The 15,669-nt window shown below is 41.1% G+C and carries 14 protein-coding genes; 13 read left to right on the top strand and 1 reads right to left on the bottom strand.

Translation table 11 applies throughout. The annotated features are described in order from the left end of the window. The first annotated feature begins 319 nt into the window (after window positions 1-319). The 6 genes from FTU91_RS12930 to FTU91_RS12905 all read left to right on the top strand — a co-directional run bounded on the left by FTU91_RS12930 (window position 320) and on the right by FTU91_RS12905 (window position 4,988). Window positions 320-517, top strand: coding sequence for a hypothetical protein (locus tag FTU91_RS12930; RefSeq protein ID WP_180082372.1), 198 nt, complete (start codon window positions 320-322; stop codon window positions 515-517). A gap of 367 nt (window positions 518-884) precedes the next feature. Then, a complete protein-coding gene (locus FTU91_RS12925) occupies window positions 885-1,406 on the top strand; it encodes an acyl-CoA thioesterase (RefSeq protein WP_092818769.1) in 522 nt (173 codons plus the stop codon). Between the two features lie 129 nt (window positions 1,407-1,535). After that, window positions 1,536-2,099, top strand: a complete 564-nt coding sequence (locus tag FTU91_RS12920; protein WP_180082371.1) for a TetR/AcrR family transcriptional regulator — start codon at window positions 1,536-1,538, stop codon at window positions 2,097-2,099. A 27-nt stretch (window positions 2,100-2,126) separates the two neighbouring features. Further along, window positions 2,127-3,320: an MFS transporter gene (locus FTU91_RS12915; protein ID WP_180082370.1), complete on the top strand. Its 1,194-nt coding sequence runs from the start codon at window positions 2,127-2,129 to the stop codon at window positions 3,318-3,320. A 15-nt stretch (window positions 3,321-3,335) separates the two neighbouring features. Next, on the top strand, window positions 3,336-4,229 hold the full coding sequence (locus FTU91_RS12910; protein WP_180082369.1) for a LysR substrate-binding domain-containing protein: 894 nt from the start codon (window positions 3,336-3,338) through the stop codon (window positions 4,227-4,229). Window positions 4,230-4,373: 144 nt separating this feature from the next. Beyond that, on the top strand, window positions 4,374-4,988 hold the full coding sequence (locus FTU91_RS12905; RefSeq protein WP_180082373.1) for a glutathione S-transferase family protein: 615 nt from the start codon (window positions 4,374-4,376) through the stop codon (window positions 4,986-4,988). A gap of 462 nt (window positions 4,989-5,450) precedes the next feature. Here the strand turns inward: FTU91_RS12905 and FTU91_RS12900 are convergent, their stop codons facing one another. Continuing rightward, window positions 5,451-7,058: a bifunctional 3-(3-hydroxy-phenyl)propionate/3-hydroxycinnamic acid hydroxylase gene (locus tag FTU91_RS12900; protein WP_180082368.1), complete on the bottom strand. Its 1,608-nt coding sequence runs from the start codon at window positions 7,056-7,058 to the stop codon at window positions 5,451-5,453. Window positions 7,059-7,536: 478 nt separating this feature from the next. On the opposite strand from FTU91_RS12900, the gene FTU91_RS12895 reads away from it, so the two are divergent. The 7 genes from FTU91_RS12895 (at window position 7,537) to pgaC (ending at window position 15,486) form a co-directional block, all read left to right on the top strand. Next, window positions 7,537-8,547, top strand: a complete 1,011-nt coding sequence (locus FTU91_RS12895; protein WP_180082367.1) for a GTP-binding protein — start codon at window positions 7,537-7,539, stop codon at window positions 8,545-8,547. A 63-nt stretch (window positions 8,548-8,610) separates the two neighbouring features. Continuing rightward, on the top strand, window positions 8,611-9,141 hold the full coding sequence (locus FTU91_RS12890; RefSeq protein WP_180082366.1) for a YaeQ family protein: 531 nt from the start codon (window positions 8,611-8,613) through the stop codon (window positions 9,139-9,141). A gap of 88 nt (window positions 9,142-9,229) precedes the next feature. Continuing rightward, complete coding sequence (locus tag FTU91_RS16660; protein ID WP_227609451.1) at window positions 9,230-9,346, top strand: MgtC/SapB family protein; 117 nt, start codon at window positions 9,230-9,232, stop codon at window positions 9,344-9,346. A gap of 224 nt (window positions 9,347-9,570) precedes the next feature. Then, window positions 9,571-9,909, top strand: coding sequence for an FKBP-type peptidyl-prolyl cis-trans isomerase (locus tag FTU91_RS12880; RefSeq protein ID WP_086176864.1), 339 nt, complete (start codon window positions 9,571-9,573; stop codon window positions 9,907-9,909). Window positions 9,910-10,039: 130 nt separating this feature from the next. Then, entirely contained in the window at window positions 10,040-11,911 is a 1,872-nt protein-coding gene (locus tag FTU91_RS12875) for a diguanylate cyclase (protein ID WP_368856216.1), read from the top strand. Between the two features lie 276 nt (window positions 11,912-12,187). After that, on the top strand, window positions 12,188-14,182 hold the full coding sequence (pgaB, locus tag FTU91_RS12870) for a poly-beta-1,6-N-acetyl-D-glucosamine N-deacetylase PgaB (RefSeq protein WP_180082362.1): 1,995 nt from the start codon (window positions 12,188-12,190) through the stop codon (window positions 14,180-14,182). An 11-nt stretch (window positions 14,183-14,193) separates the two neighbouring features. Then, window positions 14,194-15,486, top strand: coding sequence for a poly-beta-1,6-N-acetyl-D-glucosamine synthase (gene pgaC / locus FTU91_RS12865; protein ID WP_180082361.1), 1,293 nt, complete (start codon window positions 14,194-14,196; stop codon window positions 15,484-15,486). Window positions 15,487-15,669 lie beyond the last annotated feature (183 nt).

Below are 15,669 nucleotides of genomic sequence, written 5' to 3'. Positions count from 1 at the left end.
CAAATGGCTATTCTACGTTTGATTGGTTTTGGAAAAAAAGAAGAATTTAAGAAAGTGCTAGCAATTTTAAGAAAGAAAAAGCCTGATAGGACAAGGATCCTATGAAATTTGTCGTGTACAGAGGAAATTCTATTATAAAGACAAACTAATTAATTGAAATTATTCAATAAAATAAACTAAGTGACTAAAGCTTTCATACGATATGAGTTTTATATTAATGTTTTTTGTTCAATGATTTAAGTTTACCGGTAAATAAAAACGCTCTACACTGGATGTTGTTGAAATAGTCATAAAAACATATTTTTGTAAGGATGATTAAATGCAGAGCAACAGTATGAAAATAGAAAAGTTTACCCTAGGCCAAAAAGTCAAAATGGCAAGTATGGGAAATCTGGTATTTACCGTCATTGCAGAAAATACCGATGGTACCTATTGTATTGAGACTCAAATCGACCAGCAAAATGTGTTGAGCTACGGCAATATCTCTAAAGAAATGCTGCGTGATGTCAGCGCTTGATTTTATCTGAAGGCATCGATTGAATCTGTCTGAGATGACAGGTTAACAATGGCAACTATGCTCAAATGGATTAAACTTTTGTTTTATCCTTGCCTATTCAGACCATGACCACAATATATGTATTTAAAATACCTGGCCATATTTTTGTAATCTAATTTTTAGAACAAATATTCTATTAAAATCAGTCTATAAGAAAAATGCTTATATGTCAGTGAGTTGATCATTTTGATATATATTTTTTTGAATGATGGCAAAATTACTATAAATAATAATGATGGGTTTATTGGCAATTTCGACATTTTATTGCCCAGAAAAACGATATAATCTTTCCTTATACTATTGTCTGTAAAAGAATCTAGAGAACGCGATGTCCCCATTAGATCAAATTGCTCCAGCATTAGATGATCAGTCTGAACTAACCATGACAGTTTTAATGACTCCTGATATGGCAAATTTTTCAGGAAATGTGCATGGTGGAACAATTTTAAAATTACTGGATCAGGTTGCATACGCATGTGCTAGCCGTTATTCAGGCAGTTATGTGGTGACTTTATCGGTGGATAAAGTAAATTTTAAAGAACCGATTCATGTTGGTGAACTCGTGACTTTTCTTGCCAGTGTCAACCATGTCGGTCGTACCTCAATGGAAATCGGGATTCGTGTTGAAGCGCAGAACATTCAAAAACGTACCGTACGTCATACCAATAGTTGTTATTTCACCATGGTCGCCGTGGATGAAAATGGTAAACCGAAACAGATTCCGCCATTAAATCTGGACAATGACTGGAAACGTTGCCGTTTTGAGGCGGCTGAACATCGTAAAGTGGCGCGCTTGCAAGAAAGCCATCATCCTTCATGCAGTATTTATAAAAAAACCTCGCAATGCTAATAGGTATTGAATGAAAAGGGCCGCTTTGAAGCGGTCCTTTTTTTAATTTTAAAGAAAAGATCAGCCCTGTACAGGAAGCCAAAATTAGCCTAATATAAAACGATACGTATCGTTTCGTTTTGGTGGCGAATGACTGAGCTAGAAAAAACTTCGCGTCGTAAGCAATGTATTTTGAATGCGGTGACTGCTGCATTGCAACAAGATGATTACAGCCGTTTAACGGTAGAAGACATTGCCGCACGTGCAGGGGTAGGCAAGTCGACCATTTATCGCTGGTGGAAGCATAAATCTGATCTGGTCTTTGATGCCTTTAAGGAGCACACCGCTTCGGTGTTTGATCTGGACTTCGAGCAGAGTCTGGAATTCAATCTGAATCAGCAGCTTTTAAAATTGTCCCTCGCGCTAAATCATCCTCTGGGACGGGCCTTGCTGGTGGTCATGGCCGAGCATCGTGAAGCAGCCGGTGAGTTTTTTAGGCTGTATTTATTACCGCGTCGTGAGCAGACACGCAAGCTGATTCAACTCGCCATAGAGCGTAATGAAATTATTGCTAATTACCCGTTTGAACTGATGCTGGATACGCTGTATGGGCCGATTCATTATCAGATTATTTTCTTTAATTGCATGCCAGATGAAACTTACATACACAATCTTGTAAGTCTGGTGATGCAGCCTGTTCTGGTTCGAAAGTAGCAATAAGCTACCGCTAAGTTGGTCATTATGTCTGCGACAAACCCTGGGCGTTTATGGAATCGCTCGTTTATCCTGTGTCTATGCAATAACCTGTTTTTATTTACCTATTATTATGCCTTATTGACCATTCTGCCAATTTACATCATGAAGGATTTAGGCGGGACGGTGAAGGAAGCAGGCTTGGCACTGACCCTATTTCTGGTTTCTTCAATTGCAGTTCGTCCATTTTCCGGACTGATTGTGGAAAAATTAGGCAAAAAAATTGCCTTTCGCGGCTCGGAATTGCTGTTTGTACTGTTTGCTTTTAGCTATTTATTTGCCGACAGTATGTGGGCCTTATTGTTGATCCGATTTCTTCATGGTATCTGGTTTAGCATATTAACTACGGTCACCGTGCCCATAGCAAATGATTTTATTCCAGATCGGCGTAAGGGCGAGGGCATGGGCTATTTTGTCATGTCGACCAATCTTGCTGTGGTATTTGGGCCTTTAATTGCCTTGACCGTGCTGCAGTTTACTGATTTTAAGATGCTATTTGCACTATTAACCGCTGTGATCAGTCTGGGTTTTATTTTTTGTTTAATCATTCCGGTACAACAGCAGGACAAGGTTGCCTTCACGGCTGAGACTCAAGAAAAAAACCGTCTGGGTTGGCATGACATTATTGAAACACGTGCTATACCGATTGGCTTTGTTGCCTTGCTGACTGCATTTGCCTATTCCAGCATTATGAGTTTCATTACCGCTTATAGCGAATCTAAAGCTCTGCTCGCGTATACCAGCCTATTTTTTATTGTCTTCGCCATTTCCATGATTGTAGTGCGGCCATGGGTAGGCAAAATTTATGACCGTAAAGGTGCCAGTGCAGTCATTTATCCTTCCTTTATTTTCTTTGCCATAGGCCTGGTCGTGGTCAGTCTGATCTCCAATCAATGGCTGCTCTGGTTATCTGCTATATTTATTGGCATTGGTTATGGCTCACTGTTTCCATGTTTTCAAACCATTGCTATTCAGTCTGTGCCAAAACAGCGTATGGGGCATGCCATTTCCACATTCTTTACCCTGTTTGATTTGGGCATGGCAATCGGCTCAGTCATTTTGGGATTGATGATTGCCTATTATGGTTATCAACTGAGTTATTTATTCTGTGCTGTAATTACTGTGCTGACTTTATTTGTTTATAAATACACAGTTTCGGCATCACTGAAGCAACCTAAATAAAGAGAGATCCGGCACGTGGAATTACGTCATTTACGCTATTTTGTTGCAGTTGCACAAGAACTGAATTTTACCAAGGCGGCACAGCGCATGTGTACGGTACAACCATCTTTGAGCCAGCAGATTAAAGATCTGGAACATGAGGTGGGTGTTCAGTTATTGATTCGATCCAACCGTAAAGTTGAGTTGACTGAAGCGGGAAAAGTATTTCTGAAAGAAGCGCTGCTGAGTTTGGAGCATGCAGAAAAGGCGATTGATGCTGCGCGGAAAATTGCCAACCTGAGCAAAGACCAGTTGAATATTGGCTTTGTCCCTGTGGCAGAAATGAAAATTTTTCCCTATATCATGCCGAATATACGGGCTCATTTTCCCGACATCAAAATCAACTTTCATAGCCTGACCGATGCCAACCAGCTGAAGGCCTTAAAAAAAGGTGATATTGACATTGCCTTTACCCGCTATGTCGATGAATCGGATGAGCTGGAGCATGTACAGATTTTTAGTGAGCCGTTGGCTTTAATCGTGCCGAAGGATTCACCGATTGCCGAGCAGCGTCATATTAGTATCAAGAGTTTTAATCATCAGGATTTTGTCATTAGTGACGAAGATGCTTCACCGCAGTTGTACAAGATTATTACCGATTTCTTTAAGCAGGCTAAACTGGATGTCAACGTCGTACAGCACTCGACCAATATTCTGTTAAATGTCAATTTAGTCGGCATGGGCGTAGGCTGGAGCCTGGTACCGGCTTATGTGATCCCACTATTGGGCGATAAAATTATCGTGAAAAATACTATTGAGCCTTTACCGATGATTAACCTGTATGCCAGTTATCGTAAAGGGCAAAAAAATGAGCTGATTGAACTGATTTTAAAAATCTTGAAAGAACAGTTTTATATGGGTTTTTTTTAAAATAACTGTTTGATATTGCACGATGCTTTTAAAGCGATAAAAAGCATCGTTAACGAGTGAATGTATCGCATAATCATCAGCAACAAATAATCAAAGCGCTTTATACTTAAAAACTAAAATAACAACAGAGGTCGAATTAAAATGATGAAGCTGTATAACAATGCTCAGTCGCGTGGCATGACCGTGATGCTTTTATTAAAAGAGCTGGGTATAGAAGACCAGATTGAAGAGATAAACGTGCCCTATGAAAATATGCATCAGGCTGAATATTTAACTATTAATCCCATGGGAAAAGTCCCCTGTCTGGTCGATCAGGGCGTAGTGATTTCTGAAGTTGCGGCCATATTTACTTATCTGGCAGATAAATATATGGAAAAAGGTTTGGCGCCTGCCCTGGATGACCCCAAGCGTGGTGCCTATCTGAAATGGATGTTTTTTGCGCATGGTCCTTTGACTGAGTTTATGGATTTAAAAGGGCTAGGCGTATCGGACGAGCAAATTGAGCAAAGAAAACGAAGCCTGACCTTTGGTCATGAAGAGAGCGTATTGGCATTGCTAAAAAAGGGTATGCAAGAAGCAAATCCGTACTTGCTGGGTGATAAAATTTCAGCAGCAGATTTATTTCTGGGGTACTGGGTGATTTTTGCCATCTCTCTCAAAATATTGCCTTATCTGGATGAGTTCAAGCCGTTTATTCAGCTGCTGGCCCAGCGTGATTCAATGAAAGGTGTACCATGGTTGCAGAAAATAAATACTTAAATAATAGATATCTTTCATAAATCAAAAATATTCACTATTAGATTTTTTTAAATCAGCACAGCCTCATTTGATTGATTTAATTTTTTTACCTTCTCGTAGGCAATCTCTCTACTTTTGAAAGGTCAAAATGAGGATCTCAAAATATATTGTGAGTCCGCAGGAAAAACCTTTTATTTAACATATACGACCTCCTTAGCCAGTTTTAAGCACTGCTTTAAAATGCAGCGCAAGGGATGGGAAACGTGTGGCATCCATGCCACACTCATGAATCTGATATTGACTAAAATTTATTTTCAATTTTGGTTTTACGAACAATTTTTAGTTTCTAAAATGATGTATGGAAGAAGTCTAATAATTGACCTTAAATTTAAAGATTTATATGACTGAAAAATAAAAAAAGACCACGCTTTCGCGTGGTCAGGCCTCTGAATATGATTCAGTCAATGTGTTTTTATATCTGTATTATTTTACATGCAGCTTTTTAAACAGCTGTTGGCTCACGTGATCCAGCGTTTGTGGAATCGCCAGAGCTGCCACAAAGCGGTCAGGACGTAAAATAACAACCGAGTCAGATGTTTTACCAAACCATGTACGGATATCGGTGCCGATATCGCCAATGGTAATCACGCCGTCAAATTGCTTACGGTTTTCATTGCCAAACTGAACTTCGGGAATGACCTGAATAAATTTGATGCCTAATTTTTTCCAGACTTGCATAGTGGCATCCGAGATGCCCCATTGAGGGTCGACTCCCCAGGCAATAATGGCAAAGTCGTTGCCAATCACCTCATCCAGTAAAACTTGTTCACCCGACTCAAGTTTCACTTGCGGCTGAATAAACATCTTGCCGACCGGAGACTCTTTCTTGCCGTCTGCCAGCAAAGCACCGTCATGATATTTTGGCATCGGTTTAAAACGCATTTCAAGCAAATACTGTTTAATTGGCTTGATGTAATTCAATGCATAGGCAATACCGTCACGCACGAAACCTTGCCATTTTTTCGGTGGCGCAAGTACATGACCTGCCATCACTGAAAGATCAATCATGGCTTTAGCATGGTCTTTACGTTCAATCTGGTAAGAATCAAGCAGGTCTGGAGTCGCCTTGCCCTGAACAACCAATGCCACTTTCCAAGCCAGGTTAAAGGCATCGCGCATACCGCTGTTATACCCCTGACCTTGCCATACTGGCATAATATGTGCAGCATCACCGGCAAGCAAAATACGGTCAACACGGAATTTATCAGCAATACGTGCATTGTGGGTATAAACACGCTGACGGATTACTTCGATATTTTCAGCATTAGGCAATACTTTAGACAGCAATTTGGCAATATTTTCCGGTTTGCTTAACTCTTCTTGAGTTTCACCCGGCATCACCATGAATTCGAAACGGCGAATACCATGAGGCAGGGCAGCAGATACATACGGACGTACCGGGTCGCAGCATAGATAAATATGCGGTGTTGCCAAAGGATCATTTTCAATGTCAATTACAATCCATTGGTTTGGTGCGGTTTTACCATCAAAACCAATATTTAAAGTACGACGTACAATTGAGTTACCGCCATCACATGCAATTAAATATTTTGCCTGAACAATTTCTTCTTTCTGGTTTTTATCTTGAATTTTAAGCGTTACGCCGTTGGCATCTTGGCTAAATTCGCCCAGTTGACGTGAAAACAGTACTTGAGTGTTTTCATACTGGTTCAAACCTTGCAGCAAGACATTATCGACCTGAGGCTGAATAAAGGCATTGCGGCGTGAGAAACCGAATTCACGAGTCAATGGCTGAATGTCGGCAAAGCAACGACCTTTAGGCGTCAAGAAACGCATGGCATGATTTGGTGTGGTATGCGGTAAAACTTGATTCACTAAGCCAAGTGACTGAATAGTACGCAATGCTTCATCATCAATACCAATCGCACGCGGGTAATCAATCAAACTGTCCAGTTGTTCGATTATAGTGACCTGAATGCCTTGTTTACTTAAATAGTTCGCAATAGTCAAACCCACAGGGCCTGCGCCCAAGATTGCCACTTCAGTGGTGTAATTTGTTTTGTTGCTCATAGCGAATGCCCATTCAATCAATTCACATTTAAGCGTATTAACGGTGAATTTGAGGGTCTAAACAAGCTATGCCATAGTAGATATGTTGAATGAAAACAAAACAGCGGAAATACATATAATTATTTAAAATATTGAAAATAAATAATTATTTAGATTGTCTACTATATGGTTTTCGGGCTTAATGATCATTTTTTTCTATCATATATAAATATTTGCTAAACATAAAAAGCGCAAGGGTTTACCTCATTCCGCTTTTTGACTTAATCCTGCTTTGGATACAACAGCATGGAGTGAATGATTTGCAGTGAGATTTTAAAAACGTCAAAAAATAAAATTGAATGATGACGGATTCAAAATAAATTGGATGCTTTACTATACAGTACGGAAAAAATGAAAGTGAGCATCATCATGATCCGTATGGGTGGGTGAGTTGTGCTCACTGATGAACTGATTATATCTATCTGAAAGCGAGTTGATTTTGAAACTGATTTCTCCTACTCAAGCTGTACCGACTCATATTATTTCTGGTTTTTTAGGGGCTGGAAAAACCACCTTGCTTCAACATTTGCTCAGTCAGAAGCCAGAAAATGAGGTCTGGGCAGTGTTGATGAACGAGTTTGGGCAAATTGGGGTCGATCAGCAGTTGTTACCGCAAACCCAAGGCTATGAAGTGAAAGAGCTATTGGGCGGTTGTCTTTGCTGTAGCAGCCAGTTACCGATGCAGATTGCCTTGTCGCGATTATTGTCAGAAAGCAAACCGGACCGGTTGTTTATCGAACCCACAGGGCTAGGACATCCTGCACAATTGCTGGAACAGCTGACCGAACCGCACTGGCAGCCGAGTATTGCCATGCGTGCCTTGGTGACTGTAGTCGATGGTTCCCGTTTGCATGATAGTGATTGGAGCAAGCAGAATTTATATGCCGATCAGTTAAAAGCAGCACAAATCATTGTGGTGTCCCATGCGGATACTATGAGTTTTGCAGATGATCAGGCTTTGCAGGCATTAAAGCGTGAATATCAGGCTTATCAGCAAACCTGGCTGATGAGTGGGCAAGATAAAATTCCTCTGCAACAAATTGACCTGCCTTATGTGGGAACCAGACGTAAAATTCAGCCTTTATTGAAAATCCAAAAAACATTTTCAGCTGGACAGCCTCTACCAGAAATTAAACAGTTGCCTTATCACTATGTTGAAACTGCACAAGGCTATAGTGTAGCGGGATGGAAATTGCCCAAGCGCTGGCAATTCGACTTTTATGCCTTGCTGGATTTACTGTGTGAACAGCAACAGTGGCTGCGGATTAAAGGGATTTTTAATACCAACCAGGGCTGGAAAACCTTCAATTTTAATCCCGAGCAGTTTAACTATCAGTCTGTAGAAGAAGGCGTGGATAACCGTATTGAAATTATTGTGCAGCATCCGCATGACTGGCAGTTATTTGAACAGCAACTGTTTCAGTGCCAGATTAATCCAGATCAGGATTAAAAAACATTTCAGCAAAATACGCCCAAATCTTATATGCTAGGCGCCAAATTTGAGGACTCTTTTATGGCGCTAAAAGCAACAATTTATAAGGCAGATTTGAATATTGCCAATATGGATGACCATCAATATGGTGATTATCAACTCACTATGGCTTTGCATCCTTCAGAAACCATTGAACGTTTGATGGTGCGTATTTTGGCTTATGCGCGTTTTGCTGATGATGCTCTGGAGTTTACCAAAGATTTGTTTGAAACTAATGAGCCGGCGTTATGGCAAAAAGATCTGACCGGCCAACTGATTAAATGGATTGAAGTGGGCTGTCCGGATGAAGATAAGGTGAAAAAGGCCAGTGCGCGTTGTAAGCAGGTGGCTGTGGTTACTTATGGCTCAGCTGTAGATGAATGGTACAAACGCAACAGCAAATTAAAAACCTTAAGCAATGTCGAAGTGTGGAAACTCTCTACTGCGACTACTGATGCCTTGCCACAATTATGCGAGCGTACTATGCAGTTACAGCTAAATGTTATGGATGGTGAATGGACCTTGATTGGGGATCACGCTCAAGTCGTGGTGGAGTGGGAACAATTACAATAAATAGATACAGGTTGCAGGCTTAAGCTTGCATCCTGATCACAAAATTGCCTATACCTGAAAACAATAAAAATGAATAAAGGGAAAATATATGTATCCGGATCTCTATTGTTTGCTGATTGCCCTCGGTATTGGGGTAATTATTGGTGCAGAGCGAGAATATCGTAGCAAATCGGCCGGCCTTCGAACCATGATTATGGTCATCTGAGTTCCTGCCAATATTCTGACCGGGCTGGATTTGTCCGGGCAGGGGTGATTTTTAAAGATGAAAATCATAAAAAATTGACGGCTTATTTATTGAATGATTCAAATATCCATGAGCTCAGCTTTTAAATACAGCTAAGAACGGATACCTCTTAAATTCTAAAGCATGCAGCCAAATCCGGTTATACTAGGCATTGAAAAATTGCTGCTCAGTTTAGGTAAATGATCATGATAAATGAATTAGAAATTATCGATTTAAAAGTAGGTGAAGGTAAAGAAGCGGTGAAAGGTGCGCTGATTACGACCCATTACACCGGCTGGCTGGAAGATGGAACCAAATTCGATTCATCCATTGACCGTGGCAACTACTTTGAAACCGTGATTGGTACCGGTCGTGTGATTAAAGGCTGGGATCAGGGCATTATGGGCATGAAAGTCGGTGGTAAACGTAAATTAATGGTGCCGGCACACCTGGCTTATGGTGAACGTAAAATGGGTAAAATTATTCCTGCCAATTCAAACCTTATTTTTGAAATTGAACTATTTGACGTAAAAACACGTGATTAAGTGCGCCTTGATTATCGGTTAAAAAATATTCTGCAAGAGACAAGGATGAATCTTGCAGATAGGTGAAAAATAGTTTGAATTTTATTTTTTTACCACTACATTAAGAAATAGCTAAGCGTATTTAAGGATGATTCGCTTTTTGTATAAAATTCAGAAATTAATTCATTTTTTAAAACTTTTTCTAGCAATATGTCTATGCATAGGTCTGGGGCAGAAGCAGGTCTGGGCACTTTATGAAGCCGCACCCGAATCTTATTATTTACATCAAAAATTCTTGAATGATGTTCAGTTTACTGAAGATAGCTCTACGCCTCTTAAGGGGACATGGCAGTATTATCCTGAGCAATTCATCACCCAACCCAGTTCAGTTTTAAAATCGACTAGCGTAACTTTGCCAGTCTCTTTTAAAGAAATCACTGGAACTAACCAGACTTATGGCACATTTATTGGCCATTTTAAAATACCTAAGCAATTTGTAGGGCGCCGTATAGCCATTTTTATTCCCAATCAATATGGGGCTTATAAAATGTTCTTGAATGGTGATTTTATACTGCGTTTAGGAGAAGTTGGAAAAGACCCAAGCCATCATCAAACGGAAAATGCACCTAAAATTGCCTTTTTTGTGGTGGAAAAAGAGTATTTCACCATCACCATTCAGGCATCCAATTTTGATCCTCAGCATGGTGGTCTTGAAAATCCGATGCGGATAGGCATAGGTACAACCATTGGTCGCCAGTTCCAGCAGATGATGATGAGTATTGGCCTGGTGTGTGGAGCAGTCTTGGGTATTGGAATGTTTACCTTAATGTTTTCAGTATTCCAAGGAGTGATTAATCGCAGCAGTATCCGGGTTTTTGTGTTTGGTGTTTTTATTCTGTTTCTGGCCTTGCATAATTTATTTTCAGCCCCTTATGCCTATACCACCTTTACCAATATCAGCTGGTTATGGGGAGAGCGTTTAGAATATCTGTTTACTTATCTGGCAGTCACTTTTTTTATCAGTTATATGTTTTTACTCAGTCGGCGTTATCTGCATCCGATTGTTTACAGTGTGGCGATGTGCATACTGATCATGGGTATGATGGTGACCTTGTTTACTGTGCCTGAAATCTTTCAGCGGTTTGCCTTTTATAGTTCAGTCATTAGCCCGATTGTCATTGTAAATTTTGGCTATGGTTTTTATCTGACCCTGAAATCAAAAGAGCAATATTCTAGCGTCAATGTATGGGCGATAATTTTATTATGTGTGACCTTTTTTCATGATTTCTTGTTGACCTTAAATTTACTCGATTCATTTAATCTTTCATTTATTTCAACCAGTTTCTATGCCTTGCTGATTATGTTTCAGCAGTCAAAAAACTATGCACAGCATACCTCGCATATTGAGCAATTGAATAATAGCTTACTTGAGCTGAATAGTTCTCTGGATCATAAAGTACAGGAGCGCACTTCACAGTTACATCAACTGAACCAGAAGCTAGAGCGACAAATTCAAATAGATGCATTAACCGGGGCTTTTAACCGGCGGGCTTTAAATGCTGAAATTCAGCGATTATTTACCCTGACACAAAATCATACCCATTATAGTCTGGCATTTGCCATGTTAGATGTAGATTATTTTAAAAACTATAATGATTACTATGGGCATTTGAAGGGGGATGTAATTTTGCAAGATTTGGTCAAGCTGATCCAGCAGGCCTTGCCTGAATCTGCTTATGTTGCCCGCTACGGTGGGGAAGAGTTTGCCATTATTTTGCATAATATTCCGAGTCAAGTGGTCTTGAATGTGTTGCAGCAGGTTTTAAATGCAGTCAGAGATGCTCAATTTGAACATTTAAACCGGCCTGATCAAAAACAGTATGTGACTTTAAGTATGGGTGTGGCATGGATGGATCGAAATCATCCCTATAGCGATATTCATGAACTGATGAAAGCTGCCGATATCCAGCTTTATGCAGCCAAGGATGCCGGACGGGATCAATATCAGCCCTCTGGAACTTAGTTTAAATTTTGTGGATATTTAAGCTTTTTTTTTAGCTCTTTTGACTAAAATAAAAAGCAGGCATGCCAGTTAAAGTATGATGATCTTAATCACAGTTCCTCTATTTTTAAACGTTTAATTTTCAAAAAATTATTATTTTTTAAGCTTCATTTCAGCTTGATTGGATAAAAAGACAGATTCAGAGTTCTGAACGTCGTAAATCGTGAAAAGGGTAGTTTTCTATTGATCAATGATGCTACGTGTTCAGAGCATAAAATGTTTTTTGAGCACCATTCAATGAAGACTCGCTTGCTGTCCACCTTGCTTTCTGCTTCTCTTTCCGCCGTTTTATGTCAGATGCCTCATTTAGCCTGGAGTAAAACACTACCATCCAGCAATCCCACCCTTACGGTGATTGGCTACCATGAAATTACCGATAGACAATCGGCCCTGATTCCTGACTATTCGGTAACGACCCAGCAGTTTCAGCAACATATCAGCTGGCTTAAAAATAACGGTTTTCATTTTATTAATGTCGATCAGCTGATTAAAGCGCACGAAGGGAAATATCGCTTGCCGAGCAAACCGGTTTTATTAACGGTGGATGATGGCTATGCATCATTTTATAAAAGTGCCTATCCGGTGACCAAAGCCAATAAAATTCCCGTGGTGCTGGCGGTCGTGGGTTCATGGCTAGAGCCTAAAGCAGGTCAAAGCGTTGACTTTTCAGGTGAGAAAATTCAGCGTAGTCAAATGTTATCCTGGGCTGAATTGAAAGAGATGCAGGACAGTGGTCTGGTCGAAATTGCCAGTCATAGCTATAACCTGCATCGCGGCATCTTGGGCAATCCGCAGGGCAATATGGAACCGGCGGCAGTGACACGGTTATACGATCCTAAATCTGCCAGTTATGAAACCGAACGTCATTATCAGCAACGGATTACAGGTGACTTAAAGCAGAATAACCAGTTATTGACTGCACATGGTTTGAAATCACCTCGTGTGATGGTTTGGCCCTATGGTCACTATAATATGCAAACCGTAAAAATTGCCAAACAGTTAGGTATGCCTGTAGCCATTAGTCTGGACGATGGTGCAGATTCGGCTAAAGATTCATTAGGGCAGCTCAACCGTATTCTGATTGAAGGCAATATGACCACGGCAGATTTGGCTCAGGAAATTCAAAATCGCCAGCAACATTTAGGCGACAATAACCGTCCGCAAAAAATCATGCATATCGATCTGGATTACATTTACGACAAAGATCCTATTCAGCAGGAACGTAATCTGGATCACTTGCTTGACCGGATTGTGGCGATGAAAGTCAATACCGTGTATTTACAAGCCTTTTCTGATCCGGATGCCAATGGTTCTGCGGATATGGTGTATTTCCCGAACCATTATTTGCCCATGCGTGCCGACCTGTTTAACCGTGCTGCCTGGCAAATTCAAACCCGTACCCAAGTCAGCCGGGTCTATGCCTGGATGCCATTACTGGCCTGGGAATTACCAAAAGATAACCCGGTGTCCAAAGATGTGGTAGTGACCCAGCAAGCTGATGATTCCAACCATCTGAATATGGGCTATCATCGTTTAAGCCCTTTTTCTGCCGATGCGCGTAAAACCATTGCCGGTATTTATCAGGATCTGGCCAAATCAGTGCCATTTAACGGCATTTTATTCCACGATGACACCACTTTATCGGACTATGAAGATGCCAGCCCTGATGCTTTAAAAGCCTATGCTGCGATAGGCTTACCGACCGATCTGGCCAAAATCCGTAATAACGATGCCGAGCTGGAAAAATGGACCGGCTTTAAAACCAGATACATTGATGACTTTGCCATGCAACTGGCGCAAGAAGTCCGTCAGTATCATCCATTCTTGCTGACTGCACGCAATTTATATGCTCAGGTTGCCCTGCGGCCTTATGCTGAAAACTGGTATTCACAGTCTCTGGAACAGTCGATCAACCGTTATGACTTCACTGCAATCATGGCAATGCCCTATATGGAGCAGGCCGCAGATAGCGATGCTTTTTATCGGGACATTGTTAATCGCGTGAAGCAATATCCCAATGGCATAAAGAAAACGGTGTTTGAATTGCAGTCAGTGAACTGGCGAACCAATCAACGTGTTCCTTCCGATGAAATAGCCAGAACCATTGAGTCTTTATATACCCAAGGGGTGATGCATGAAGCGTATTATCCGGATGATCCGATTCAGGACTATCCAGATACAGGCGTGTTACGCAAAGCCTTTGATATGAAATCCAGCAAACTTATTCCTTAAAGGAATTCCATATGTCAACGCTGCAGCATTTTTGGCATTCTGCATTGCACTTTGTTTTTTATTATCCATTATTTATGTCGTATTTATGGATGATCGGTGCACTGATTTTCTACTGGAAAGAACGACAGGATCCGCCGTATCAGCAGCCTGAGGCATTACCTGATTATCCTAAGGTGGCTGTACTGGTACCTTGTTTTAACGAAGGTGATAATGCCGAAGAAACATTGGGTCATGCACTTGCGCTGGATTATCCAAATTTTGAGGTCATTGCGATCAATGATGGCAGTTCCGATAACACCGCAGCCGTGTTAAACCGTCTGGCAGACCGGTATGAAAAATTGCGTGTAGTGCATTTGGCACAGAATCAGGGCAAAGCCATGGCACTGCAGGCGGGAAGCTTGCTCACCGATGCTGAATATCTTCTGGGCATTGATGGTGATGCCTTGCTTGATCCGCATGCAGCGACCTGGATGTTACGGCATTTTCTGCAGGATGAAACCGTGGCTGCGGTCACCGGTAATCCGCGAATTCGTACCCGTTCGACTTTGATTGGACGTATTCAGGTGGGAGAATTTTCCTCCATTGTTGGCATGATTAAACGGGCACAACGCAGCTTTGGTCGGCTGTTTACCGTTTCTGGTGTGATTACTGCCTTTCGTAAAAGTGCGGTACATGAGGTCGGCTACTGGTCACCTGACATGCTGACCGAAGATATCGACATTACCTGGAAGCTGCAACGGGCAGGCTGGAATATTCACTTCGAACCGAATGCCCTGGTCTGGATTTTAATGCCGGAAACATTCAAGGGTTTGTGGAAACAGCGGCTACGCTGGGCCATGGGCGGGGCACAGGTGCTGATTAAAAATATAGATGTGCTGTTTCAACCGAAACTGAATTTTTTATGGCCGCTGCTGTGTGAGCTGGTGCTGACTTTGGTATGGTCTTATTTGATGCTGTTTATGGCCGTCCTCTGGTTAATCCATTTTGTGGTTCCATTGGGTATATCGGGCATTAGTTCACCATTTTTACCCTATGGCACCGGCATGCTCTTGGGCGTGACCTGCCTGCTGCAGTTTGCGATCAGCAAATGGATGGACAGCCGTTATGAACCTTCGCTAGGCAAAAATTACTTCTGGATGATCTGGTATCCCTTTGTATTCTGGCTGATCACTCTGACGGCCAGTATCGTGGCATTTCCTAAAGTATTGTTACGCGGCAATGGCCAGCGCGCACGCTGGGTCAGTCCAGACCGCGGGATGCGTAATTCCAAACTCAATAATGAAGAAGTCATCCATGAAAAATAATCCTTTAATTATTGATTTACATCATTGCTTGCCATGGCATAAACGTTATGCATCACATATAGCTAAATACCAAATAAATCATTACAGTAATCTTTAAACAATTTATCAATATCTTTAACTCTAAACTTATTGCGAATCATTTTTACTCGTGACCACATTTTTTCTATAGGATTTAAGTCCGGG

The organism is Acinetobacter sp. YH12201 (assembly GCF_013418145.1).
Classification (GTDB): Bacteria; Pseudomonadota; Gammaproteobacteria; order Pseudomonadales; family Moraxellaceae; genus Acinetobacter.
The sequence above is the reverse complement of the archived record's forward strand: the minus strand, read 5'-3'. Positions and strand labels throughout refer to the sequence as shown.